The organism is Mangrovactinospora gilvigrisea (genome assembly GCF_001879105.1).
Taxonomy (GTDB): domain Bacteria; phylum Actinomycetota; class Actinomycetes; order Streptomycetales; family Streptomycetaceae; genus Mangrovactinospora; species Mangrovactinospora gilvigrisea.
In genome coordinates, this window is the sequence record NZ_MLCF01000025.1 from 1 (window position 1) to 23,296 (window position 23,296).

General features: G+C 75.0%; 25 protein-coding genes. 17 read left to right on the top strand and 8 right to left on the bottom strand.

Translation table 11 applies throughout. From position 1 onward, the window contains the following. The 4 genes from BIV57_RS06340 to BIV57_RS06355 form a co-directional block, all read left to right on the top strand. Positions 1–229 (top strand): substrate-binding domain-containing protein (locus BIV57_RS06340; protein WP_175548679.1); only part of this gene is annotated, 229 nt, incomplete at its 5' end. Positions 230–371: 142 nt separating this feature from the next. After that, positions 372–575: a DUF3311 domain-containing protein gene (locus BIV57_RS06345; protein WP_336445510.1), complete on the top strand. Its 204-nt coding sequence runs from the start codon at positions 372–374 to the stop codon at positions 573–575. 38 nt (positions 576–613) lie between these two features. After that, the gene (locus BIV57_RS06350) at positions 614–2,008 is read left to right on the top strand and encodes a sodium:solute symporter family protein (RefSeq protein WP_245797460.1); all 1,395 of its coding nucleotides are present in this window, start codon (positions 614–616) and stop codon (positions 2,006–2,008) included. 197 nt (positions 2,009–2,205) lie between these two features. Beyond that, entirely contained in the window at positions 2,206–3,027 is an 822-nt protein-coding gene (locus tag BIV57_RS06355; protein ID WP_071655672.1) for an SAM-dependent methyltransferase, read from the top strand. 6 nt (positions 3,028–3,033) lie between these two features. Here the strand turns inward: BIV57_RS06355 and BIV57_RS06360 are convergent, their stop codons facing one another. Next, positions 3,034–3,540 carry a hypothetical protein gene (locus BIV57_RS06360; RefSeq protein ID WP_071655673.1) on the bottom strand — a complete coding sequence of 169 codons (507 nt, stop codon included), beginning with the start codon at positions 3,538–3,540 and terminating at the stop codon, positions 3,034–3,036. 515 nt (positions 3,541–4,055) lie between these two features. Between BIV57_RS06360 and BIV57_RS06365 the strand changes: the two genes are divergently transcribed. The 9 genes from BIV57_RS06365 to BIV57_RS06405 all read left to right on the top strand — a co-directional run bounded on the left by BIV57_RS06365 (position 4,056) and on the right by BIV57_RS06405 (position 13,179). Further along, positions 4,056–5,774 (top strand): NsdA family TPR-like regulatory protein, encoded by a 1,719-nt coding sequence (locus BIV57_RS06365; RefSeq protein ID WP_071655674.1) that lies wholly within the window; start codon positions 4,056–4,058, stop codon positions 5,772–5,774. Positions 5,775–5,822: 48 nt separating this feature from the next. Further along, positions 5,823–6,590: a GntR family transcriptional regulator gene (locus BIV57_RS06370; RefSeq protein ID WP_071655675.1), complete on the top strand. Its 768-nt coding sequence runs from the start codon at positions 5,823–5,825 to the stop codon at positions 6,588–6,590. A 100-nt stretch (positions 6,591–6,690) separates the two neighbouring features. After that, a complete protein-coding gene (locus BIV57_RS06375; RefSeq protein WP_071655745.1) occupies positions 6,691–7,809 on the top strand; it encodes a TIGR03364 family FAD-dependent oxidoreductase in 1,119 nt (372 codons plus the stop codon). A gap of 5 nt (positions 7,810–7,814) precedes the next feature. Beyond that, a complete protein-coding gene (locus BIV57_RS06380; RefSeq protein WP_071655746.1) occupies positions 7,815–8,513 on the top strand; it encodes a phosphonatase-like hydrolase in 699 nt (232 codons plus the stop codon). Beyond that, entirely contained in the window at positions 8,510–9,646 is a 1,137-nt protein-coding gene (locus BIV57_RS06385; RefSeq protein ID WP_079170063.1) for an ABC transporter ATP-binding protein, read from the top strand. Before BIV57_RS06380 ends, BIV57_RS06385 begins: the two co-directional genes overlap by 4 nt. Continuing rightward, positions 9,639–10,532 carry a 2-aminoethylphosphonate ABC transporter permease subunit gene (locus BIV57_RS06390; RefSeq protein WP_419185689.1) on the top strand — a complete coding sequence of 298 codons (894 nt, stop codon included), beginning with the start codon at positions 9,639–9,641 and terminating at the stop codon, positions 10,530–10,532. Before BIV57_RS06385 ends, BIV57_RS06390 begins: the two co-directional genes overlap by 8 nt. Then, the gene (locus BIV57_RS06395; RefSeq protein ID WP_071655676.1) at positions 10,519–11,316 is read left to right on the top strand and encodes an ABC transporter permease; all 798 of its coding nucleotides are present in this window, start codon (positions 10,519–10,521) and stop codon (positions 11,314–11,316) included. The genes BIV57_RS06390 and BIV57_RS06395 overlap by 14 nt, the downstream gene beginning before the upstream one ends. A gap of 48 nt (positions 11,317–11,364) precedes the next feature. Then, on the top strand, positions 11,365–12,450 hold the full coding sequence (locus BIV57_RS06400) for a 2-aminoethylphosphonate ABC transporter substrate-binding protein (protein WP_071655677.1): 1,086 nt from the start codon (positions 11,365–11,367) through the stop codon (positions 12,448–12,450). Positions 12,451–12,615: 165 nt separating this feature from the next. Next, positions 12,616–13,179: a GH25 family lysozyme gene (locus BIV57_RS06405; protein ID WP_071655749.1), complete on the top strand. Its 564-nt coding sequence runs from the start codon at positions 12,616–12,618 to the stop codon at positions 13,177–13,179. Positions 13,180–13,182: 3 nt separating this feature from the next. On the opposite strand, the gene BIV57_RS06410 is transcribed toward BIV57_RS06405, so the two are convergent. The 3 genes from BIV57_RS06410 to BIV57_RS06420 all read right to left on the bottom strand — a co-directional run bounded on the left by BIV57_RS06410 (position 13,183) and on the right by BIV57_RS06420 (position 15,934). Continuing rightward, positions 13,183–13,962: an HAD-IIA family hydrolase gene (locus BIV57_RS06410; RefSeq protein WP_071655678.1), complete on the bottom strand. Its 780-nt coding sequence runs from the start codon at positions 13,960–13,962 to the stop codon at positions 13,183–13,185. Between the two features lie 89 nt (positions 13,963–14,051). Beyond that, positions 14,052–14,741 (bottom strand): response regulator, encoded by a 690-nt coding sequence (locus tag BIV57_RS06415; RefSeq protein WP_272868241.1) that lies wholly within the window; start codon positions 14,739–14,741, stop codon positions 14,052–14,054. Then, positions 14,738–15,934, bottom strand: coding sequence for a sensor histidine kinase (locus BIV57_RS06420; RefSeq protein ID WP_079170065.1), 1,197 nt, complete (start codon positions 15,932–15,934; stop codon positions 14,738–14,740). Before BIV57_RS06420 ends, BIV57_RS06415 begins: the two co-directional genes overlap by 4 nt. 180 nt (positions 15,935–16,114) lie before the next feature. Between BIV57_RS06420 and BIV57_RS06425 the strand changes: the two genes are divergently transcribed. Together BIV57_RS06425 and BIV57_RS06430 are read left to right on the top strand one after the other, a co-directional pair. After that, positions 16,115–16,696 carry a GlcG/HbpS family heme-binding protein gene (locus BIV57_RS06425; RefSeq protein ID WP_071655679.1) on the top strand — a complete coding sequence of 194 codons (582 nt, stop codon included), beginning with the start codon at positions 16,115–16,117 and terminating at the stop codon, positions 16,694–16,696. 191 nt (positions 16,697–16,887) lie between these two features. Beyond that, entirely contained in the window at positions 16,888–17,502 is a 615-nt protein-coding gene (locus BIV57_RS06430) for an ankyrin repeat domain-containing protein (protein ID WP_071655752.1), read from the top strand. An 88-nt stretch (positions 17,503–17,590) separates the two neighbouring features. Here the strand turns inward: BIV57_RS06430 and BIV57_RS06435 are convergent, their stop codons facing one another. From BIV57_RS06435 to BIV57_RS06445, 3 genes are read right to left on the bottom strand one after another with little or no spacing between them, the layout of a single operon-like run. Next, complete coding sequence (locus BIV57_RS06435) at positions 17,591–18,409, bottom strand: ABC transporter ATP-binding protein (protein WP_107409483.1); 819 nt, start codon at positions 18,407–18,409, stop codon at positions 17,591–17,593. A 25-nt stretch (positions 18,410–18,434) separates the two neighbouring features. After that, complete coding sequence (locus BIV57_RS06440) at positions 18,435–19,487, bottom strand: FecCD family ABC transporter permease (RefSeq protein WP_071655681.1); 1,053 nt, start codon at positions 19,485–19,487, stop codon at positions 18,435–18,437. Next, entirely contained in the window at positions 19,484–20,503 is a 1,020-nt protein-coding gene (locus tag BIV57_RS06445; protein WP_071655682.1) for a FecCD family ABC transporter permease, read from the bottom strand. Before BIV57_RS06445 ends, BIV57_RS06440 begins: the two co-directional genes overlap by 4 nt. Positions 20,504–20,654: 151 nt before the next feature. Here BIV57_RS06445 and BIV57_RS06450 point away from each other — a divergent pair, with 151 nt between their 5' ends. Then, positions 20,655–21,920: an MFS transporter gene (locus tag BIV57_RS06450; protein ID WP_071655683.1), complete on the top strand. Its 1,266-nt coding sequence runs from the start codon at positions 20,655–20,657 to the stop codon at positions 21,918–21,920. On the opposite strand, the gene BIV57_RS06455 is transcribed toward BIV57_RS06450, so the two are convergent. Continuing rightward, entirely contained in the window at positions 21,904–22,314 is a 411-nt protein-coding gene (locus BIV57_RS06455; protein ID WP_071655684.1) for a DUF2000 domain-containing protein, read from the bottom strand. The genes BIV57_RS06450 and BIV57_RS06455 overlap by 17 nt on opposite strands. Before the next feature lie 76 nt (positions 22,315–22,390). Between BIV57_RS06455 and BIV57_RS06460 the strand changes: the two genes are divergently transcribed. Beyond that, the gene (locus BIV57_RS06460; protein ID WP_245797454.1) at positions 22,391–23,254 is read left to right on the top strand and encodes an AraC family transcriptional regulator; all 864 of its coding nucleotides are present in this window, start codon (positions 22,391–22,393) and stop codon (positions 23,252–23,254) included. The last annotated feature ends 42 nt before the right edge of the window (positions 23,255–23,296 follow it).

Genomic DNA, 23,296 nt, shown 5'->3' on the forward strand with positions numbered 1-23,296 from the left:
GGGGGTGGCGGTGCCGGGGGCGGTGTCGGTGGTGGGTTTCGACGACGTTCCCGCGGCGCGCTGGATCGAGCCGGAGCCGGGTCTGACGACGGTGCGGCAGCCGGTGGCGGAGATGGCGGGGATGGCGATGCGGATGCTGCTGCGGCGGGTCGAGACGGGCGAGTTCGACTCGCTGCGGGTCGAACTCGCGACGGAGCTGGTGGTGCGGGGCACCACCGCGCCGCGTTGACCTGTCCGGTCCGCTGTCCTCGCTGTTGCCGCCCCCCCCGCCCCGGCACCCTCCCCGGCACCCCACCCGGGGGCGGTGACATGTCCGCGGCCAGTCTGCGGCGGGGGATACTGCGGGGATGTTGCGGAGATTGCGTGAGAGGGTGTCAGTGGTCTGGCTGGTGGGGCCGTTTGTGCTGTACGTGGGGGCCCTGCCGTTCGTCAACCGGGTGCATCCGATCGTCCTGGGCCTGCCGTTCTTCCTCTTCTGGATGCTGCTGGCCACCGTCCTCACCCCCGTGACGATCGCCCTCGCCGCCCTCGGCGATCCCCGCTTCAAGCGGGACCGGGAGGGGGACGCGCAGTGAGTGACGCCGCCATCGCGCTGGGCATCTTCGCGTTCTTCATGCTGGTGACCGTCGGACTCGGCGTCCTCGCGCTGCGCCGGTCCGCCTCCCGCTCGCTGACCGACTGGTCCGTCGGCGGGCGGAGCCTCGGGACGGCCCTGGTGTGGGTGCTGATGGCCGGGGAGAGCTACACCAGCTTCAGCTACCTCGGCGCCGCCGGCTGGGGCTACGGCTACGGCGTCCCCGTCCTCTACGTCGTCGCCTACCTGGGCTGCGGGTACGCCGTCGGCTACCTGGTCGGGCCGCTGCTGTGGCGGTACGCGCGCGACCACGACTGCGTCACCATCTCCGACATGGTGGCGCACCGGTTCCGCACCCCGGTGCTCGGCGCGGCGGTCGCCGTCTTCGCCACCGTCTTCCTGCTGCCCTACATCCAACTGCAGTTGACCGGCATGGGCGTGGTGGTCTCCACCATCAGCTACGGCAGGGTGAGCCTCGACTGGGGCTACGCCGTGGCCTTCCTCGTCACCACCGCGTTCGTCGTCGTCAGCGGGCTGCGCGGCAGCGCCTGGGTGTCGCTGCTCAAGGACGTCCTGGTGATCCTGACGCTGCTCACCGTCGCGGTGTGGATCCCGGTGCACTTCTTCGGCTCCGGCGGGCTGGGCTATCCCCATCTGCTGCACCGGATGGTCGCGGAGAAGCCGGAGTGGCTGACGCTGCCCGGCCACGACTCGCCGGGCCTCGGCATGGGGTGGTTCGCCTCCACGACGCTGCTCTCCGCGTTCACCATCACCGTCTTCCCCACCACGGTGGCCGGCTACCTGGGCGCGAAGAACGCCGGCGCGCTCCGCCGCAACGCCATCTACCTGCCCTTCTACCAGGTGCTGCTCTTCATCCCGCTGCTGCTGGGGATGGCCGCGGCCTTCGTGGTGCCGAACCTCAAGGACTCCAACCTGGCGCTCTTCCGGATGGTGGTGGACGCCCTGCCGGCCTGGCTGGTGGGGCTCACCGGGGTGGCGGCCGCGCTGTCGTCGATCGTCCCGATGGGCGTCTTCATGCTGGTGATCGGCACCATGTGGGGGCGCAGCGTGCTGGGCGCCAGCCCGCGGCTGGCAGACCGCCAGAAGGGCCTCTCCCAGCTGGTGGTGGTGATCGCTGGGGCGGCGGCGCTGCTGCTCACCTACACCTCGCCCAACACCCTCGTCCGGCTCTCGGTGGTCAGCTACGAGGGCATGGCGCAGCTGCTGCCGGTGGTGCTGGGCGGGCTGCTGTGGCGGGGGATGACGCGGGCCGGGGCGGTCGCCGGGCTCGCCGCGGGCACCGCGGTGATGCTGGCGCTGGTGCTGAGCGGCAACGATCCGCTGTGGGGGTGCAACGCCGGGGTGCCGGCGCTGGCGGTCAACGCCGTCGTCAATCTCGCGGTGAGCACGGCCCGTTGGCGCCGCGCGGACTGAACGGGCTTGGCGAAGCAGGGCACACTCCCCGCGCCGCCCGGCACGCACATCTGCGGCGTTGCCCAAGCACGCACGTAGGAACCACGACGAACGAGCTCGGGCGCCTTGCAGCTGCACGCACCGAACGACGCGGAAAGCGCACCCTACTTCGCCAAACCCGCTTAGGATCCGCTCATCGCCGGTGACCGGGAGGCGCGATGACGACGCAGAAGCAGGGCTCCGAGCAGGACTGGGTCCCCGAGGGCGTGGACACCTCCCGCCCCAGCATCGCCCGCTGCTACGACTGGTACCTGGGCGGCCGGCACAACTTCGCCGTCGACCGTGAGGTCGGCGAGCAGGTGCTGGCGGTCGAGCCGAGCAGCGCCCTCAACGCCCGCGCCAACCGGGCGTTCCTGCAGCGCGCGGTGCGCCACCTGGCCGTCGAGCGCGGGCTGCGGCGCTTCGTCGACCTGGGGACGGGAATCCCGACGGCGGGCAACGTCCACGAGGTGCTGGCGGAGTGCGCGCCGGAGGCGCGGGTGCTCTACGTCGACCACGACCCGGTGGCGGTGGCGCACAGCCGGGCGCTGCTGCGCGGCTCCGGGACGGCGACGGTGGTGCAGGCCGACTTCCGCTCGCCGCGGGCTGTCCTCGACCACCCCTTCCTGAAGGAGGCGGTGGCCGCCGGGGAGCCGGTGGGCGTGCTGATGGTGGCGGTGCTGCACTGCATCACCGACGAGGAGGACCCCTGGGGCATCGTCGCGGAGTTCCGCGACGCGCTGCCGCCGGGCAGCGCGTTCGCGATCTCGCACGCCACCGAGGACGGGCTCACCTCGGAGCAGGCGCGCCGCATCGAGGACCTCTACCGCAACTCGGCCTCGCCGCTGACGCTGCGCGGGCGGGCCGAGGTGGAGCGGCTCTTCGCGGGGTGCGAGCTGGTGGAGCCGGGCGTGGCGATGGTGACGGACTGGCGGCCGGCGGCGAGCGACGCGCCGGCCCCGGACACCGTCTTCGTCTGGTGCGGCGTCGGGGTCCACTAGGTCCTGTCAGACCGCGGCCGCCACCTCGTGGAAGGCCTTCCGCAGCAGCGGCAGCAGCGCGGCCGCGTCCCAGAGCCTGACCTCCGCGCCGCGCGAGGGCGCGGTGAGGCGGGGCGGCTCCAGCCACCACACCGGCTCCTCGCGGAAGGAGCGCGACGAGGGCAGCCACAGCAGGGCGTTGGTGGAGAGCCGGCGCGGCGGGGCGCCGCCCTCGCCCTCGCACTCGTCGAGCCCGTCCGCGGCGGGCGCCCCCGCGCCGTCCGCCGCGACCAGGAAGTAGGCCTTGCCGGCCGCGCAGTCCGCGACCGGGCCGGGCTCCTCGCCGTCCCCCGGGCGGCGGCCGCCGGCCCGCAGCGTCTCCAGCGCGCGCAGCGCCACCGGCGTCGGGACGACCAGGGCGTCGAAGTACTCCCCGAGGCGGACGCAGCGCATCGGCGTCGGCTCGGTGTAGGGGGCCCACCACAGCGGGGCGGCGCCCTCGCTGGTGACCGCCCGCGCGAACCAGCGCGTCACGGCGGGCGGTTCGGAGCCGGGCGCGGCGACGGCGGCCTCCTCCGCGGGGACGGCCGTCGCGCATCCGGTCGTGCACCTCTCCGCGGCGGCCGGTCTCCGCGTCCTGCGACGCGCTGCGGGCCGGCTCCGGGGAGCGAAGAACGACATGGGGGCTGCTGCCTGCCTCTCTGGGTCCGTCTACCGTCCGGTGGTGCGTGTGGTACGCGCGGAGGAGGTGAGGGCTACCCTTCGGCATGCGCGAAGGCGCGACAACCCCGTCCGGTGGGGAGGAATCCGCTTCGGGTGTCGCCCGGTCGCGGGTCCGCCCCCTGCAACCCCTCGCAAGGGTTGCCTTTGGACCATGCGTCCGATTCTCAGGCTCGCCGCAGGGGTGGCGATCTGTCCTCGGTTCGCAGAAACTCCCCGGCGGCCGGGGAGTGATTTCCCCGAGCGGCACCGCAGCCCCGGCCGCAGTGGGTAGCCTCCTGAGCACGGAACGTTCCCAGTCCGCGGGTGCGAAGGCAGGGGGGTGCGGTGTGGCCGGCCGACCGCGCAGCCTGAAGCAGGCCCAGCTGCTGCTCACCGCGGAGATGCGGGCCCGCGGGCGCACCTGGGTGGAGATCGCCGAGGAGTTCCGCCGCCGCTTCCGCGTCAACGCGCGGGTGGCGTTCCGCCAGGCGCACGGCTGGAGCCAGCGGCAGGCCGCCGAGCAGTGGACGTCCAACTGGCCCGACGACCCGAAGACGTTCAAGAACTTCTCCTACTGGGAGATGTGGCCCAGCCCCACCGGGCACGCGCCCTCGCTGGACGTGCTGGACCGGCTGGCGCAGCTCTACGAGTGCGCGGTCGCCGATCTGCTCGCCGACGCCTCCGACTACGGCGGGCGGGACCGCTCGGAGTCGCGCGGCGCCGGGTCGGCGGCGGCGGGCCCTGCGCAGGTCCCGCAGCAGCCGGCGCCGGGCGCGCCCCGGGGCGGTGGCGCCGAGCGCCCCGAGCCCTCCCCGGTCGCCGCGCTGCTCCGCTCGGACGGGCCCGAACTCGTCGGCTGGGCCCGCCGGCTGCGCGGCGTCGACTTCCGCGAGCTGACCCGCGCGGTGGTCGCCGAGGCGCAGCGCGTCGACCCCACCGCCGACCGCCGGGCGCTGCTCTTCCGGCTCAGCAACGCCTTCGCGGTGGCCGCCGCCGCCCCCACGTTCGAGGGGCCCGACCCCGACGAGCGGCGCCGCCCGAGCCGGCCCGCCGTCCTGCCGGTGCCCTCCCGGCTGCGCCCCGCCCGCCTCGACCCGGCCACCCTCGCCCACACCGAGCAGGTGCTGCGCAACTTCCGCCGGCAGAGCGACCTGCTGGGCCCGCGCTCCGCGCTGCAGGCGGCGCTCGGCCAGCGCACCGTGCTCGCCTCGATGGTCCGCGAGGCGCCGCCCCATCTGCGCCCCCGCGCGCTCTCGGTGTACGCGGACGTCACCCAGCTGATCGGCTGGCTGATGTACGACCTGGGCGACCAGCCCGCCGCCGTGCACTACTACGACGACGCCCGGGAGGCCGCGCACGACGCCGGCAACGACGAGCTGGTCTCCTATGTGCTGTGCACCGGCGCCCAGTTGTCGCTCTCCCGGGGCCGCCCCCGGCTCGGCGCCGACCAGGCGGAGGCCGCCCAGCACTGGGCGGCGCGCACCAGCAGCCCGCACGCCCGCGCGTACGCCGCCGATGTGGCGGCCCGGATGCACGCCGCGATCGGCGACGAGGCCAAGGCGCGCGCCGCGCTGGACGCCGAGCGCGCCCACCTCGCCGACGCCCGCCGGCTGACGGCCGCCGCCGCACCCGGCGCGCCGCCCGGGACGGGCACGGGCGCGGGCGCGGTGCCGTCGCAGCCGGTCGCCGGCTGGTGGTACTTCTACGACGAGTCCTTCTACTGGGGCACCGAGGCCGAGGTCGCCCTCCAGCTCGACCAGCCGGTGGACGCCTGGGACGCGGCCAGCAGCGCGCTGCGCCTCATCGACCGCTCCAACCTCCACGACCACGCCATGACGCTGGGCTTCCACGCCGAGTCGCTGCTCGGGCAGGGCGAGGTGGAGCAGGCCTGCGGGGTGCTCGGCGAGATAGCGCGGCTGGCCGGGATCAACAACTCCGCGCGGATCGTGGGCAGTCTGGGACGGCTGCTGCGCCGGCTGGAGCCGTGGCGGCGGCTGCCCGCGGTGCGCGAGCTGGAGGAGCGGGTGGCGCTGCACCGCGACGTCGGGCCGCGGGCCGTCCCCTGAGCCGTCCGGCGGGACGCTTCGGGACCTGCGCCGGTTACCCTCGGTCGCGTGAACGCGAGCGAAGCGATTGGGCCGGTGGCGGACGGTGTGCCGTCCCATGGTCGGGTGCCGAAGTACTACGCGGTCAAGATGCGGCTGCTGGAGCTGATCGAGACGCTCGGCGTCGGCGGGCTGCTGCCCACCGAGCGCGAGCTCGCCGCCTCGCACGGCGTCAGCCGGGAGACCGTCCGCCAGGCGCTGCGCGAACTGGTGCTGGAGGGACGGCTGCGCCGCCAGGGGCGCGGCACCGTGGTGGCCGGCCCCAAGCTGGAGCAGCCGCTCTCGCTCGGCTCCTACACCGAGGGGATGCGCCGCCAGGGCCTGCGCCCCGGCCGCCGGCTGATCGGCTTCGAACGGACCACCGCCAGCCCCGAGTTGGCCTCCGACCTGGCCCTGGAGCCTGGCGCCCCGCTGCTGCGGATGGAGCGGGTGCTCTACGCCGACGAGGAGCGGGTCGGTCTGGAGACCACGTTCCTGCCGGGGGAGCGCTTCCCGCGGCTGGAGGAGGAGTTCGAGCCGGACTCCTCGTTCTACGGCTTCATGCGGGAGCGGCACGGCATCCATCTGACCCGCGGCACCGAGCGGATCGAGACGGTGCTGGCCACCCCGCGCGAGGCGCTGCTCGTCGGGATCTCCCCGGCGCTGCCGATGCTGCTCCTCAACCGGGTGACCTCCGACCAGCACGGGGTGCCGGTGGAGCGCTGCCGCCAGCTCTTCCGCGGCGACCGGTTCAGCTTCTCGGTGGACCTCAACCCCGAGGAGCAGCAGCCCCGTTGATAACGGGACGGTAACGGGTGTAGACCCTTTGTTCCCGCGTTCGCCTTCCGGACAGCTTCCCGACACGAACCGCTCACCGCCGGACCCGAGCGTGTTCGGCATGAGAATCGCAGTGGTCGGGGCCGGTGCCCTAGGAACGATGCACGCCTGGCACGCCGTCGCCCGCGGGCACGAGGTCGTCCATCTGGAGCGCGAGCCGCAGGCCCGCGGCGCCTCCGTCCGCAACTTCGGCTTCGTCCAGGTCGGCTGCCGCGCCGAGGGCGAGGAGCTGGCCGCCGCCCGCCGCGGCCGGGAGCTGTGGGAGGAGATCGGCGCCGCCGTCCCCGGTGTCGGCTTCCGCCCCTGCGGCTCGCTCGTCCCCGTCCGCACCGACGCCGAACTGGCCGTCGCGAAGGCCCTGGTCGGTCGGCACGACGCCGCCGACCGCGGCTTCGCGCTCCTCGACGCGGACGAGGCCCGCACCCGCAACCCCGCGCTGCGCGGCGCGTTGCGCGCCGCCCTCTTCGCCGAGCGCGACGCCGTCGTCGAGCCCCGCAGGGCCGTCCGCGCCGTCCAGGAGCACCTCGCCGGCTCCGGCCGCTACACCTTCCTCGGCGGCCGCGAGGTCGTCGAGGCCGCCGGCGGCACCCTGCGCGACGACCGCGGCGAGCGCCACCACGCCGACGCCGCGGTGCTCTGCACCGGCGCCTGGCTCGGCGGCCTCGTCCGCGACCTCGCCCCCGACCTGCCGGTGCGCCGAGTCCGCCTGCAGATGATGCAGACCGAGCCGCTCGGCGAGGACTTCGGCACCGCCGTCGCCGACACCGACACCTTCCGGTTCTACCCCGGCTACGCCGGCCCCTGGACCGACGCCCTCAACGCCGAGCAGCCGCAGCACCCCACCGCCGCGTCCTGGGGCATGCAGACGCTGATCGTGCAGCGCGCCGACGGCGGCCTGACCATCGGCGACACCCACGCCTACGACGAGCCCTTCGACTTCGACCTCGACGAGGCGCCCTACGCCCACCTCACCGAGGTCGCCGAGGCTCTCCTCGGACGGCCCCTGCCGCCGGTGCGCCGCCGCTGGGCCGGCGTCTACGCCCAGGGCCTCGACCCCCGGCCCGTGGTGCAGCGCCGCCGCGTCGACGACCGCACCTGGCTGGTCACCGGCCCCGGCGGGCGCGGCATGAGCTGCTCCCCCTCCATCGGCGAAACCACCCTCGACGAGATGGGGCTGTGAGCACCATGACCGACCGCCAGAACCCCGCCGCCCAGGTCGCCGTCCTGGACATGGCCGGCACCACCGTCGCCGACGACGGCGCCGTGGAGGACGCCTTCCGCACCGCGGTCGGCCGCCTCGGCATCGAGGACCCCGCCGAACTGGACCGGATGCTCGGCTACGTCCGGGAGACCATGGGCCAGAGCAAGATCACCGTCTTCCGGTCGCTGCTCGGCGACGAGGACCGCGCGCACGCCGCCAACGCCGCCTTCGAGGACGCCTACGCCGCACGCATCGCGGCCGGCGCCGTCGCCCCCGTCCCCGGCGCCGCCGACGCGATCGCCGAACTGCGCGCCGCCGGGGTGCGGGTGGCGCTCGCCACCGGCTTCTCCCGCACCACCCAGGACACGCTGCTCGCCGCACTCGGCTGGGCCGGCGCCGTCGATCTGACGCTGTGCCCGGCGGATGCCGGCCGCGGCCGCCCGCACCCCGACCTGGTCCTCACCGCAGCGCTGCGGCTCGCCGCGGACGACGTCCGCGCGGTCGCCGCCGTCGGCGACACCGCCGGCGACATGGAGAGCGGCCGCCGCGCCGGAGCCGGCACCGTCGCCGGGGTGCTCACCGGCGCCCACGACGCCGAGACGCTGCGGGCCGCCGGCGCCACCCAGGTGCTGGGCAGCGTCCGCGAGCTGCCGGCGCTGCTGCTGGGCGGTGAGCGGCCGTGACGGCGCTCGCCGACAGCGCGGTGGAGGCGGCCGCCGCGGAGCAGCCGGCCGGGATCCGCTTCGAGGACGTCACCGTCTCCTACCACGGGACCACCGTCCTGGACGGCCTCACCCTGGACGTCCGCCCCGGCGAGGTGATGGCGCTGCTGGGCCCGTCCGGCTCCGGCAAGACCACCGCGCTGCGCAGCGTCGCCGGCTTCGTCGAGCCCGAGCGCGGCCGCATCCACCTGGCCGGCCGCGACATCACCGAACTGCCCCCGCACCGCCGCGGCATCGGCATGGTGGTGCAGAGCTACGCGCTCTTCCCGCACATGCGCGTCGACCAGAACGTCGCCTTCGGGCTCCAGGCGCAGCGCGTGCCGCGCGCGGAGATCCCGGCCCGGGTGGCGGACGCGCTCGGCAAGGTCGGCATGGCCGACTACGCCCGCCGCCACCCCCGCGAGCTCTCCGGCGGCCAGCAGCAGCGCGTCGCCATCGCCCGCGCGCTGGCCATCCGGCCGCGGGTGCTGCTGCTGGACGAGCCGCTCTCCGCGCTCGACGCGCAGCTGCGCACCGGGATGCTCGCCGAACTGGCCCGGCTCCACCGCGAGCTGCCCGAGCTGACCATCCTCTATGTGACGCACGACCAGATCGAGGCGCTCACCCTCGCCGACCGGATCGGCGTGATGCGGGACGCGAAGCTGGTGGACTGCGGCACCGCGGAGGAGCTGTACCGGGCGCCCCGGGACGAGTTCGTCGCGCGGTTCCTCGGCGGGGCCAACCTGCTGCCGGTGCGGATCGTCGGCGACGGCCCTCGGGCCGGGACGCTGGCCGCCGCGCTGGTCGGGCCGGACGGGGTGGACGCGTCCGCGGAGCCGCTCGCGGTGACGGGCGGCGGCGTCGCGGCGGGGGAGCGGGCGCTGGTGTGCGTGCGCCCGCACCTGCTGCGGCTCGCCGGGGACGCGGGCCTGCCGGGCACGGTCGTGGAGGTCCAATGGCGCGGCGCGGTGCACCGGTTGACGGTGGACGTGGCGGGCCACGCGGTGACGGTGGACGCGCCCGAGCTGAAGGCTCCGCCGGCTCCGGGCGAGACCGTCCGCCTCAGCGTCGCCGCGGAGGACGCGGTGCTGCTCGGGAGCGGACGCCGTGGCTGAGTTGACGCAACCCGGCACCACCACGACCGCGCGGCGGCCGGGTGGGGTGCCGGGGCGGAGGGTCGGCAGACCCCGCACCGCACCCACGTGGCTGTGGGCGCTCCCGCCCCTCGCCGCGCTCGCCGTGTTCTTCCTCTACCCGCTCGCGCTGGTCGCCTGGCAGTCCGTCAGCCCCGACGCCGGAGGCCGCAGCCTCGCGGACTACGGCCGCATCCTCACCTCCACCGCGTTCACCGCCGCCCTCGGCAACACGCTGTGGATCGCCGTCGGCGCCACCCTCGGCTGCCTCGTCCTCGGCCTCGCCCTCTCCCTCGTCATCGCGTTCGTGCCGTTCCCCGGCGGGCGCCTCGCAGCCCGCCTGGTGGACGTCTTCCTCTCCTTCCCCTCCTTCCTCATCACCCTCGCGCTGCTCTTCATCTACGGCACCACCGGGATCATCCACGCCGGGGCCTTCCTCACCACCCGGTGGTCCGTGCTGCTCGCCGAGGTCACCTACTTCACCCCGTTCGTGATGCGCCCGCTGCTCGCCGCCTTCTCCCGGACGGACACCGCCCTCCTGGAGGCCGCCGCCGGGCTCGGCGCCGGGCCGCTGCGCATCATCCGCCGGGTGATCCTCCCCGAGGCCTGGCCCGCGCTCGCCGCCGGCGGCGCGCTGGTCCTGGTGCTGTGCCTCAACGAGTTCGGCATCGTGCTGTTCATCGGGGCGAAGGGCGTCACCACCCTGCCCGTGCTGATCTACAGCAAGGCGATGCTGGAGTCGGACTACCCCGGCGCCTGTGTCATCGCGGTGGTCAACACGGCCGTCTCGGTGGCCCTCTACGCCCTCTACCGGGTCCTCACCTCCCGCGCCACCGCCCTCGGGGGAGGCCGCCGTGCTGGTGCCTAGCCGTACCGCCCGCCGCGTCATCCACCTGCTCTTCCTCGTCGCCTTCGTGCCGGTCTTCGCGCTGCCGTTCGCCGTCATCGTGGTCGCCTCCTTCGCGGGGGCGTGGAGCGGCGCGCTGCCCTCGCACCCGACGCTCGGCAACTACGCCGCCGCCACCTCCGGCGACTCCCTGCACGCGCTGCTGACCAGCCTGATCACCGCCGTCGCGGCGAGCCTGATCGCGCTCACCGTCGGCACCTGGGCGGCGCTCGCCGCCGACGCCGCCGGGCGCGGCCTGCGGCGTGTGCTGGACGGCGCGTTCGTGCTGCCCGTCGCCGTCCCCTCGGTGGTCGTCGGCCTCGGGCTGCTGGTCGCCTTCTCCAAGCCGCCGCTGCTGCTCAACGGCACCCCCGCGATCGTCATCGCCGCGCACACCGTGCTGGTGACGGCCTTCGCCTACCAGTCCGTCCGGGCCGCGGCCACCCGCCTCGACCCGGCCTTCGCCCAGGCCGCCGCCGGGCTCGGGGCGACGCCGCTGCGCGTCCTGCTGCGCATCCGGCTGCCGCTGCTGCTGCCCTCGCTGACCGCCGCCGCCGGGCTCTGCTTCGCCCTCTCCATGGGCGAGCTGAGCGCCACGATGATGCTCTACCCGCCCTCCTGGACGCCGCTGCCCATCCGCATCTTCGCGCTCACCGACCGCGGCAGCCTCTTCTCCGGCGCCGCGCTCGCCGTGCTGCTGATGGCCGCGACGCTCGCCGTCCTCCTCGCGGTCGGCCGCATCCGCACCCGCGCCGACCACCGCTGACTACCCTTCACCCCCGCACCCCCTCCACACCTCTAGGGAACCCCCACCATGGCCATCGACGCCTCCTCGCCCCGCGCCCGGCGCGCCCTCGCCGCGGCCGCCGCCTGCTCCGCCCTCGCCCTCGCCGCCGCCGGCTGCGGCAGCGGTGCGTCCAACACCTCCTCCCACGCCAAGACGGTCACCGTCTACAGCGCGGACGGCCTCAAGGGCGACAACAACAACGGCTGGTACGACAAGGTCTTCGCGGACTTCACCAAGAAGACCGGCATCAAGGTCGACTACGTGGAGGGCGGCTCCGGCGAGGTCGTGCAGCGCGCCGTGCGCGAGAAGACCAACACCCAGGCCGACCTGCTCGTCACCCTCCCGCCGTTCATCCAGCAGGCCGAGTCCAAGGGCCTGCTGACGCCCTACAAGCCGGCCGGCGCCGACGCGATAGCCGGCGACGCCCTGAAGGACCCCAAGGGCGAGTGGTACACGATCGTCAACAACTACCTCTGCTTCGTCTACAACAAGCAGCAGGTGAAGACGGCGCCGACGACCTGGCAGGAGCTGCTCGGCGGCCGGTACAGGAACAAGCTGCAGTACTCCACCCCGGGCGTGGCCGGCGACGGCACCGGCGTGCTGATCAAGGCCATGCACGACATGGGCGAGGCCAAGGCGCTGGCCTACTTCACGCAGCTGCAGAAGAACAACGTCGGCCCGTCCTCCTCCACCGGCAAGCTGGCCGCCAAGGTCGACAAGGGCGAGATCCTGGTCGCCAACGGCGACCTGCAGATGAGCTACGCCCAGTCGACCGGCGAGGACAAGAACCTCGGCATCTGGTTCCCGAAGGGCGCCGACGGCAGGCCGACCACGTTCGCCGACCCGTACGCCGCGGGCGTGGTCAAGAACGCGCCGCACTCGGCCAACGCCAAGAAGCTGCTGGACTTCATGCTCACCAAGCAGGCCCAGCAGGAGGCGACCACGGTCGGCGGCGGCTTCCCGGCGCGCGCGGACGTGAAGCCCACCGGCAAGGTCGCCGACGATCTGAAGAGGACCATGGCCGGCGTCGAGGTCTTCTCCGTCGACTGGAACGACGTCTCCACCAACCTGCAGAGCTACATCGCCAAGTGGCAGAACGCGACGGGCAGCTGACGCCCCCGCCCTTCCGACCTCCCGACATTCCCGCCCGGACCGCTCACACGTTGGAGTGACGGTTCATCAGAGGGGCTCGGCGCGGCCACCGTGGTCTGTCATGCTGCGAATGCAAGAGCGAATGCCGGTGCGCCGGCGCCGAGCCGACCCGACGGGGCGATGACCGTGATCAAAGGCGTTGATGTCTCCGCCTACCAGCCGACCGAGTTCACCACCGACGGGATGAGCTTCGCCCTGGTCAAGGCGACCGAGGGCCGCACCTGGACGAACTCGCGCCAGTCCGAGCAGGCCGCGCACGCCCGCGCCCGCGGGCTGGTCGTCGGCTTCTACCACCTGCTGTGGCCGGGCGACATCGCCGCCCAGGCCCGCTACTTCGTCACCGAGTGCGACAGCATCGAGGGCGATCTGCTCGCCTGCGACTGGGAGAACACCAACGAGGGCACGCACGCCAGCCACCACGAGAAGGACGCCTTCCTCAAGGAGGTGAAGCGGCTGCGCCCGCACCACCGGGTGCTGCTCTACTGCAACCGCGACTTCTGGCTGAACATCGACACCACCGGCTACAAGGCCGACGGCCTGTGGATCGCCGACTACGACGCCGAGCCGGGCCACCCCCGGATCAAGGCCAGCTGGCTGATCCACCAGTACACCGACCGCCCGCTGGACACCGATGTCGCGCGGTTCGACGACCGCGCCGCGATGTCCGGCTGGGCGAAGTCCGAGGAGTAGCCGTCAGACCAGGTCGACGAGCTCGGCGATGGACGCCCGGGTGTGCGTCGGGCGGAACGGGTACTTGTCCACGTCGGCCTGCCGGGTGAGCCCGGAGAGGACGAGGAAGGTCTCCATCCCGGCCTCCAGGCCGGCCAGCACATCGGTGTCCATCCGGTCGCCGATCATCGCCGCGACCTCGGAGTGGGCGCCGATCCGGTTGAGCCCGGTGCGCATCATCAGCGGGTTGGGCTTGCCGACGAAGTACGGCTCCTTGCCGGTGGCCGCCTTGATCAGCGCCGCCACGGAGCCGGTCGCCGGGAGCGGGCCCTCCGCGGAGGGGCCGGTCTCGTCGGGGTTGGTGGCGAGGAACCGCGCCCCGTTCCCGATCAGGCGGATGGCCTTGGTCAGCGCCTGGAAGGAGTACTCGCGGGTCTCGCCCAGGATCACGAAGTCCGGGTCGACGTCCGTCATGATGTAGCCGACGTCGTGCAGCGCGGTCGTCAGACCGGCCTCGCCGATGACGAACGCGGATCCGCCGGGCCGCTGGTCGTCCACGAACTGGGCGGTGGCCAGCGCCGACGTCCAGATCGACTCGACGGGCACGTCCAGCCCCATCCGCATCAGCCGGGCCTTGAGGTCGCGGGCCGTGTAGATGGAGTTGTTGGTGAGCACGAGGAACGGCTTGCCGGAGGACTTCAGCTTGCCCAGGAACTCCGCGGCGCCGGGGATCGGAACGCCCTCCTGGACGAGCACGCCGTCCATATCGGTGAGCCACGCTTCGATGGGCTTGCGCTCCGACATGTCCTGGTACGCCCCTTCCGGCCTCGCCGTGATCGGGATCGATCGTGGTGTCTGCCCAGCGTACGGGACCGGACCAGATCCGACCGCCGTCATCCCAGCCGGATCAGCCGCCGCTCCACCGCCGCCGCCACGGCCGCCGTCCGGGAGTCGACGCCGAGCTTGGCGTAGATGTTCACCAGATGCGTCTTGACCGTCGCCTCCGAGACGAAGAGCTCCTTGGCGATCTCCCGGTTGGAGAGCCCGCGGGCCAGGGCCTGCAGCACCTCCCGCTCCCGGACGCTCAGCCCCTGCTCGGGGCGGCGCATCAGCCGGCCCATCATCCGCGCCGCCACCTGCGGCGACATCGCCGACTCGCCGCGCGCCGCGGCCCGCACCGCGGCGAACAGCTCCTCCGGCGGGCAGGCCTTGAGCAGATAGCCCGAGGCGCCCGCCTCAACCGCGCGCAGCACGTCGGCGTCCGCGTCGTAGGTGGTCAGCATGAGCACCGCCGGCGCGGGCCCGTCCCCGCCCGGACCGTTGCCGCCCGGCCCGGAGAGGATCCGCTCGGCGGCGGCGATGCCGTCCCCGCCGTCCGCGAGCTGAAGGTCCATCAGCACCACATCGGGACGCAGCCGGCGGGCCGCCGCCACCGCCTCCTCGGCGCCCGCGGCCTCGCCCGCCACCTCCAGGCCGTCCTCCCCGGCGAGCAGCGCGGCGAGCCCGGCCCGCACCACCACATGGTCGTCGACCACCAGCACCCGCAGGGCCTCCGGCGGCGTGGCGTCCGCGGCCGCGCTCACAGCGGCACCACCGCCGCCACCGCGGTGCCCTCGCCCGACGCGCTCTCCACGATCAGCTCTCCGTCCACCTCGGCGAGCCGGGCGCGCAGCCCCGGCAGCCCGTGCCCGCGACCCGGCCCGGCCGCCGCCGACGGCGGGCCGTCGAAGCCGACGCCGTCGTCCCGCACGTCCAGCGTCACCCGGTCCGGGTGGTAACCCAGCGTCAGCACCGCCGTGCGGGCCGCCGCATGGTCCCGGACGTTGGCCAGCGCGCCCTGCGCGGTGCGCAGCAGCGCCCCCTCGACGGCGGACGGCAGCGGCCGCGGCTCCCCGTCCACCTGCACCCGGGCGTCGAGGCCGGCCTCGGCCGAGACCCGCGCGGCCAGCCGGCGCAGCGCGTCCGGCAGCGAGCCGGACTCCAGGTCGCGCGGCGGCGCCAGCGCGCGGACGAAGCGGCGCGCCTCGGCGAGCCCGTCGCCGACCGTCGCCTCGGCCATCCGGACGTGGGTGCGGGCCGGGCCCTCGTCCCCCGGCAGCGGCCAGGCCCGGTCGGCGGCGGTGAGCAGCAGCTGCACGCTGGTGAGGTTCTGCGCCAGGGTGTCGTGGATCTCCCGGGAGAGCCGCTCCCGCTCGGCCGCCGCGCCGGCCCGGTGCCGGGCCTCCGCCTCGGCGGCGCCGCGCCGGCGCAGCTCCAGCACGACCGCGACGGTCATCGCGGCGAACGCCAGCGGGCCCAGGAAGAGGGACGGCTCCACCGGGTCGGCGATCCGCACCTGACCGGCGATCACGGCGGCGACCAGCACCCCGGCCGCCGCCGGGATCGCGGCGACGGGCAGCACCTCCAGGCAGACGAAGCCGAGCGGGATGGCGCACCAGGCGTAGGCGGGGGCGATCAGCACCAGCACCACCCAGGCGGCGATCACGGCGACCAGCCAGACGATCCGCCCGGCCCGGCCGGCGTGCCGCAGCGGCTCCCAGGCGGCGACGCCGACGGCGTAGAGCGCGGCGAGGCCCAGGGTGAGGCCGAGGACCAGCGGGCCGTCGGCCTCGCCGGTGCCGTGCCGGGCGACGTAGCGGGAGGCGGAGGCGGCCAGCAGGAGGAAGAACGCCGCGTGCATGGCGGGGCGGAGGCGGCCCGCGGGGGAGTCCGCGGCGGGATCGGCGGGCGCTCCCGCGAGCCGTCCCCTGGGCGGGATGTCCGGATTGCGGCGCATGCTGCCGAGCCTACGGGGCGGCCGGGGCGGCCGGCTCCATCAAACGGTTGAGCGCGGATCGACCGGCTCTGCGATCCGCCGGCGGGGGTGCCGCGGCGAAGGTGGATCACGTCAGCACGTCAGCCCGGCCGCACCGGCCGGACCCCACCCCCACCCCACCCCCACCCCGAGGAGCACTCCATGTCCGCGAAGCACCGCATCTCCACCCGCAGCAAGGCCGTCCTCGGCGGGGCCGTCGGCCTCGGCGCCGTCGTCGCCGCCACGGTCGGCGGGGCGGCCTTCGCCGCCGACGACGGCACCGCCGCCACCGCGGCCGCGGCCGGCAACAGCGGCCGCGTCGCCGCCGTCCGCCCGGCCGAGCAGCTCACCGAGGCGGCCGCGATGAAGGCCGCCACCGCCGCGCTGAACAAGGCCGACCAGCTCAACCAGCACGTCACCGTCGCCATCGTGGACCGCGCCGGCAAGACCCAGCTGCTGGTCCGCGGCGACGGCGCCGGCCCGCAGACCCAGGACTCCGCGACCCGCAAGGCCTACACCGCGGTCGGCTGGGGCCAGCCCACCTCCAAGCTCAACGCGAACGCGCAGGGCAGCGGCCCGTCCGTGCGCGACATCCCGAACACCCTCTTCGTCGCCGGCGGCGTGCCGGTCGCGCACGACAACGCGCCGATCGCCGGCATCGGCGTCGGCGGCGCCCCGCAGGGCGCCATCGACGAGCAGATCGCCAAGGCCGGCGCCGACGCGATCGCCAAGGACCTGCGCTGAGCGCTCGCCGCTCGCGGCTGATTAGGGTGGGGCCCGCCGCCACCGCCGCGCTGCTCGCCGGCGCGCTGGCGGCGGGCTGCGCGGCGCAAGTCCCCAAGGCGGACCCCGGTCCGTCCCCGTCCCCGTCCCGGGCCGCGAGCTCCGCGACCAGCAGCCGGCACCCCCGTCCCCCCGCGAAGGAGAGCCCCCGCATGTCCGCCGACCCCCGTGCCGACCAGCACCTGCTGTCCGCCGCCCGCGACGGCGACACCGACGCGGTGCGCGCCGCGCTCGCGGCCGGCGCCGACACCGAGACCCGCGACGCGCGCCGCCGCACCCCGCTGCTGCTCGCCGTGACGAACGATCACGTCCCGGCGATCCGCGCCCTGGTGGAGGCCGGCGCGGACGCCGACGCGCTGGACGACCGGCACGACACCCCGTGGCTGGTCACCGGCGTCACCGGCAGCGTGGACGCGATGCGCGCGCTGCTGCCGGCGAAGCCGGACCTGACGATCCGCAACCGGTTCGGCGGCATCTCGGTGATCCCGGCCTCCGAGCGGGGCCACGCCGCCTATGTGAAGGCGGTCCTGGAGGAGACCGAGATCAACGTCGACCACGTCAACGACCTGGGCTGGACGGGGCTGCTGGAGGCCGTCATCCTCGGCAGGGGGACGGAGCCGTGGCAGGACATCGTCCGCACCGAGATCGCGCACGGCGCGCAGGTGAACCTCGCCGACCGCGAGGGCGTGACGCCGCTGGCGCATGCGGAGAACCGCGGGTACACGGCGATCGCGGAGATCCTCCGGGACGCGGGCGGGCACCGGTAGGGAGCCGCGCGGCGCTGCGCCGCGGGGTGCGGGGACGCGGGGTGCGGGGACGCCTGCCGGGCGGCGGGTCGGCGGTCCTCACCCGCGCTCACGCGGCGGAGCCGCACGGCGACCGCTGCCCCGCGCCCCTGCGCGGCACCACCAGCGGGGTGCCCGTCTCGGGGTCGTCGATGACCCGGCAGGGGAGCCCGAAGACCTCCTCCACCAGCTGTTCCGTCACGACCTCCGCCGGTGCGCCCTCCGCCACCACCGCGCCCTCGCGCATCGCGATCAGATGGGTGGCGTAGCGGGCCGCGTGGTTGAGGTCGTGCAGGACGGCGACCAGGGTGCGGCCCTGCGCGCCGTGCAGCTCCGCGCACAGCTCCAGCACGTCGATCTGGTGCGCGATGTCCAGGTAGGTGGTCGGCTCGTCCAGCAGCAGCAGCGGGGTGCGCTGGGCGAGCGCCATCGCCAGCCAGACGCGCTGCCGCTGACCGCCCGACAGCTCGTCCACCGGCCGGTCCGCGAGGTCCGCCGTGCGGGTCGCGGCGAGCGACTCGGCGACCACCCGCTCGTCCTCCTCCGACCACTGCCGGAAGAGCCCCTGGTGCGGGAAGCGGCCGCGGGCCACCAGCCCGGCGACGGTGATCCCGGCCGGGGCGGTGGACGACTGCGGCAGCAGCCCCAGCGTCCGGGCCACCTCCTTGGCGGGGCGGGCGTGGATGGCCCGCCCGTCCAGCAGCACCTGCCCACGCTGCGGCTTCAGCAGCCTGGCCAGGGCGCGCAGCAGCGTCGACTTGCCGCAGCCGTTGGGCCCGATGACGGCGGTGAACCCGCCGTCCGGGATCGCCACGTCGAGGTCCGCGGCGATGACCCGGTCGTCGTAGCGGAGCTCGGCGTGCTCGGCACGGAGGCGCGGTTGCGTCACAGCAGGTCCTTCCAGGGGTGAGTGCTCATGTCCGGCCAGCCCGGCGCTCCCTGACGAGCAGCCACAGCAGGTAGCCGCCGCCCAGCGCGGCGGTGAGGACGCCGACCGGCAGCGGGGTGCCGGGCAGCACCCGGCCGTCGGCGAGCCAGTCGGCGCCGGCGGTGAGCGCCGCGCCCATCGCGGCAGCGGTGCCGATGCCCGGCTCGGGGGAGCGGGTGAGGCGGCGGGCCAGCTGCGGCGCGGCGAGCGCCACGAACGGGATCGGCCCGGCCGCCGAGGTGGCCACCGCGGCGAGCAGCACGCCCGCGGCCGACAGCCACAGCCGGGTCCGCGCGGTGTTGACGCCCAGCGCCACCGCGGCGTCCTCGCCCATCTCGGCGAGCGCCATCCGACGGGACGTCAGCACCACCGCGGGCAGCACCGCGACGAGGACGGCCGCCACCGGCAGGGCGTTGGACCAGCCGCGGCCGTCGAGGCTGCCGGTGAGCCAGAGCAGCGCCTGCTGGGCCTCGGCGAAGCTGGCCCGGGTGAGCAGATAGCTGTTGAGGGCGCCGAGCACGGCGGTGACGCCGATCCCGGTGAGCACCAGCCGTCCGCCGGCGCCGCCCACTCCGCGCCGGGCGAGGCCGTGCACCAGGAGGGCCGCCACCACCCCGCCGAGCACCGCGCCGAGCGGGACGCCGACCGCGCCGCCGCCCAGCACCACGATCACCAGCAGCGCGCCGCCGGCCGAGCCGGCGGTGAAGCCGATGATGTCCGGGCTGGCCAGCGGGTTGCGGGCGAGCGACTGGAAGATCCCGCCGGAGGCCGCGAAGGCCGCGCCGACCAGCAGCCCGGTGGCGATCCGCGGCAGCCGCAGCTCGGTGACGACGAAGGAGGCGCCGGGCGGCCCGCCGCCGGCGAGGGTGGCCAGGACCTGGCCGGGCGTCAGCCGGTACTCGCCGGTGCCGAGCGCCACCACCCCGACGGCCGCCGCGGCGAGCAGCAGTGCCGTGCAGACGACCACCGTGCGCGGCCGCACCAGCAGGCTGAACCGCCCGGCGCGCAGCGGCTTCCCGGTGCCCGAGGTGATGCTCACAGCTCCGCCATCCTTCGGCTCCGGACCAGCAGGACGAAGGCGAGCCCGCCGAGCACCGCGGTGACGACGCCCACCTGGAGCTCGGAGTCGGAGCCGGCGGCGACCCGGGCGAGCACGTCCGAGCCGAGCAGCAGCACCGGCGCCAGCACCATCGAGAACGGCAGGATCCAGCGCTGGTCGGGCCCGGTGAGGGCGCGCGCGGCGTGCGGGATCATCAGCCCCAGGAAGCCGATCGGCCCGCAGGCGGCGGTGGCCGCCCCGCACAGCAGGGTGATGGCGAGCACGGCGAGCGCGCGGGTGCGTCCGGGCCGGGCGCCGAGCGCGCGGGCGCTGTCCTCGCCGAGCGCGACGGCGTTGAGCGGACGGGCGAGGCCGAGCGCGATCAGCGCGCCGAGCAGCATCAGCGGCCCGGTCTCGGCGAGCACATGCATGCCGTTGTCGACGGTGAGCGCGCCGACCACCCAGAACCGCATCTTGTCCAGCGCGGCCGAGTCGAGGATCTGGAAGGCCTGGTTGACGCCGAGCAGGGCGGCCTGCACGGCGGTGCCGGCGAGCGCCAGGCGGACCGGGGTGGCGGCGGCGCCCCGGCCGGAGCGTCCGGCGCCGAGCAGATAGACGACCGCGGTCGCGGCGGCGGCGCCGGCGAGCGCGAACCAGACGAAGCCGGACGGGGATTGGACGCCGAGCAAGGAGATGGCGGCGACGGCCCCGAGCGAGGCGCCGGCGTTGACGCCGAGGATGCCGGGGTCGGCGAGCGGGTTGCGGGTCAGCCCCTGCATCAGCGCCCCGGCGAGGCCGAGCGAGGCGCCGGCGGCGAGGCCCAGCGCGGTGCGCGGCAGCCGCAGCCTGCGGACCACCGTGTCGTCGTAGGTGCCGGTGGGGTGGGCGAGGGCGTGCCAGATGCCGGCCGGGCCGATGCCCTTGGTGCCGACGGCTATGGAGAGCGCGGCCGTGACGGCCAGCAGTGCCAGCGCCGCGACGAGCAGCGCGGCGAGCCGCGGCGCGGTCCTGGGCAAGCGGGGTCTCCTTCGTCGTCCGCGGCGAGCGGGTCGAGCGGGTCGAGCGCGTCGAGCGAAGGAAAGGCTAACCTAACTTCTCCGGGCGGGGAACGGGGGCCCCGAATATCGGGTGCGCCGCGCGCCCCGCGAGCCGTAGGATCTCGCGCTCGTGGCTCTCAGCGAACGCGCCGCACTGGCGCCCTTCAGGGAGGCCTCGTTCCGGGTGCTGTTCTCCGGACGGGTCGTCAACTTCTTCGGCAACGCCTTCGCCCCGGTGGCACTGGGATTCGCCGTGCTGGACGCCACCGGGTCGACCGCCCGGCTCGGGCTGGTGGTCGGCGTCCGGATGGTCGCCAACGTGGTGTTCCTGCTCTTCGGCGGGGTGCTCGCCGACCGGCTGCCGCGCGCCGCGGTGCTCGTCGGCTCCAACGTGCTCAGCGGCCTCAGCCAGATCGCCCTCGCCGCGCTGGTGCTCACCCACCACACCAGCCTGCCGCTGCTGCTGGTGCTCTCCGCCTTCAACGGGACCGTCTCGGCGCTCTCCAACCCGGCCTCCGCCGCGCTCACCTCGCAGACCATCCCGGACGCGCTGCGCACCCAGGCCAACGCGGTGATGCGGCTGGGGCGCAGCGGCGCGATGATCCTCGGCTCGTCCTGCGCCGGCATCCTGGTCGCCGGGTTCGGCGCCGGCTGGGGGCTCGCCGTGGACGGCGCCACCTTCCTCGCCTCCGCCGCGCTCTTCGCCGCGCTGCGCGTGCCCAGCGCCGCGCCCGCCGAGCGGGCGAGCACCATCACCGAACTCCGCCAGGGCTGGACCGAGTTCGCCTCCCGCACCTGGGTGTGGCTGGTGGTCGTCGCCTTCATGATCGTGAACGCGGTCTTCTCCTCCGCGCAGCAGGTGCTCGGCCCGGCCGTCGCCGACCACACCTTCGGCCGCCGCGCCTGGGGCTTCATCATCGCCGCCCAGACCGCCGGCATGGTCGTCGGCGGGATGCTGGCGATCCGGCTGCGGCCCCGCCGGCTGCTCCTCTTCGGCTGCGTCTGCGTCCTCGGGCAGGTGCCGCTGCTGCTCGCGCTCGGCGTCTGGCCCATGGTGCCGGTGCTGCTGGTCGCCGGGTTCGTCGACGGACTGCTGCTGGAGCAGTTCGGCGTCGCCTGGGAGGTCTCGCTCCAGCAGCACATCCCGGCCGACCGGCTCGCCCGCGTCTACTCCTACGACATGGTCGGCTCGTTCGTCGCCATCCCCATCGGCCAGATGTCCATCGGACCGCTCGCCGAGGCGTACGGCAACGGCCCCGTCCTGGTCGGCGGCGCCGCCCTCAGCGTCGCCATGGTCGCGATGATGTGCGCGTCGCGCAGCGTCCGCGGCCTGGTGAACGAGGCCCGCGCCCCGGAGGCCGACGCCGAGGCCGTCGCGGTCACGGGTGCAGCTTGAGGCGGTCCGCGGCCTTGTCGACCTCCTTGCGGGGGCCGTAGATCCCGATGCCGACCAGGTCCAGCTCGTCGGCCGGGACCTCGGCGACGGCGGCGCGGTTCGCCTCGTCCCAGCCGGTCTCGAACATCTGCCGGGTGTAGACGGCCACCCGCAGCCCGCGCTCGACGGCCCGCGCCCGGGTGCGGGCCAGCACGGCGGCGTCGCCCGCCAGGCACATCACCGGCTCCCGGGAGAGCGCCAGGTACTCGGTGCCGTCGGCGTCCAGGTACGGCTTGCCGATCACCTCGTCCGTCGCCTGCCCCAGGCCGGTGCCGAGGAAGGCGACGACGTTCAGCTTCTGCCAGGTCTCCAGGTCGGCGCGGACGGCGACGGCCATCTTGGTCTCGAATCGCATGGCCCGAGTCTCGGTCCGTGGGACGGCGGCCGTCTTGAACGCCGGTGCGCGGCCCGCCGGGTGCAGGATGGCAGGCATGGGCACGGCGACCACCTCCACCGAGCGGTCGCGCTGGTGGCGGTCGGCGGACGGCGCCGTCGAGGCCATGCGCGCGGACTTCCGCAGCCACACCTTTCCGCTGCACATCCACGGCACCTACTCGTTCGGCATCACCGACGGCGGCGCGCAGGCGTTCCGCTGCCGCGGGGAGGGGCACGTCTCGGCGGCGGGCCTGGTGATGGCCTTCAACCCGGACGACCCGCACGACGGGCATGCGGCGGACCTGGGGGGCTACCGCTACCGGATGCTGCACATCGCCGAGTCGGCGGTGCGCGGCGCGCTCGGCGGGGACGGGGCGGTGCCGCTGCCGCTCTTCGCCGAACCGGTGCTGGACGCGCCGCGGTTGGGGCGGGCGCTGGCGCGGCTGCACGCCGCGGTGGAGGGCGGCGCCGACCGGCTGGTGGTGGACGAGCGGGTGGTCGCGGCGGTGCGCGGCATGGTGAGCGGGGCGGCGACGCGGGCCGCGCCGGGCGTCCCGCGGCAGGCGGCCGGGCCGGGGGACGCGGTGGCGGCGCGGGCGCGGGCGGTGCTGGAGGAGCGCTGGGCGGAGGATCTGGCGCCGGAGGAGCTGGCGCGGTTGGCGGGGGCGGGGAGCCGGTTCGCGCTGTACCGGGCGTTTCGGGGGCGGTACGGGATGGCGCCGAGCGAGTTCCGCAGGGACCTGCGGCTGCGGCGGGCGCGGGGGCTGTTGCGGGGGCGAGACGGCATGCCCCTGGTCGACGTCGCCGCGGTGACGGGCTTCGCCGACCAGGCGCACCTCACGCGGTGGTTCACGCGGGTGTACGGGGTCACCCCCGGCGAGTACCGCGCGGCGCGCGGCGGCCCCTCCTCACCACCCTGACCCCCGCCACCCCGCGCGGCGTTGGCGTGTCCCGGAGGGGTG

What these genes read in the sequence shown, in the direction of transcription:
- BIV57_RS06420 (WP_079170065.1), bottom strand. Translation starts at nt 15,934, where the DNA reads ATGCGCCGCAATCCGGACATCCCGCCCAGGGGACGGCTCGCGGGAGCG.
- BIV57_RS06460 (WP_245797454.1), top strand. Translation starts at nt 22,391, where the DNA reads ATGGGCACGGCGACCACCTCCACCGAGCGGTCGCGCTGGTGGCGGTCG.
- BIV57_RS06375 (WP_071655745.1), top strand. Translation starts at nt 6,691, where the DNA reads ATGAGAATCGCAGTGGTCGGGGCCGGTGCCCTAGGAACGATGCACGCC.
- BIV57_RS06455 (WP_071655684.1), bottom strand. Translation starts at nt 22,314, where the DNA reads ATGCGATTCGAGACCAAGATGGCCGTCGCCGTCCGCGCCGACCTGGAG.
- BIV57_RS06400 (WP_071655677.1), top strand. Translation starts at nt 11,365, where the DNA reads ATGGCCATCGACGCCTCCTCGCCCCGCGCCCGGCGCGCCCTCGCCGCG.
- BIV57_RS06355 (WP_071655672.1), top strand. Translation starts at nt 2,206, where the DNA reads ATGACGACGCAGAAGCAGGGCTCCGAGCAGGACTGGGTCCCCGAGGGC.
- BIV57_RS06425 (WP_071655679.1), top strand. Translation starts at nt 16,115, where the DNA reads ATGTCCGCGAAGCACCGCATCTCCACCCGCAGCAAGGCCGTCCTCGGC.
- BIV57_RS06350 (WP_245797460.1), top strand. Translation starts at nt 614, where the DNA reads ATGCTGGTGACCGTCGGACTCGGCGTCCTCGCGCTGCGCCGGTCCGCC.
- BIV57_RS06410 (WP_071655678.1), bottom strand. Translation starts at nt 13,962, where the DNA reads ATGTCGGAGCGCAAGCCCATCGAAGCGTGGCTCACCGATATGGACGGC.
- BIV57_RS06380 (WP_071655746.1), top strand. Translation starts at nt 7,815, where the DNA reads ATGACCGACCGCCAGAACCCCGCCGCCCAGGTCGCCGTCCTGGACATG.
- BIV57_RS06430 (WP_071655752.1), top strand. Translation starts at nt 16,888, where the DNA reads ATGTCCGCCGACCCCCGTGCCGACCAGCACCTGCTGTCCGCCGCCCGC.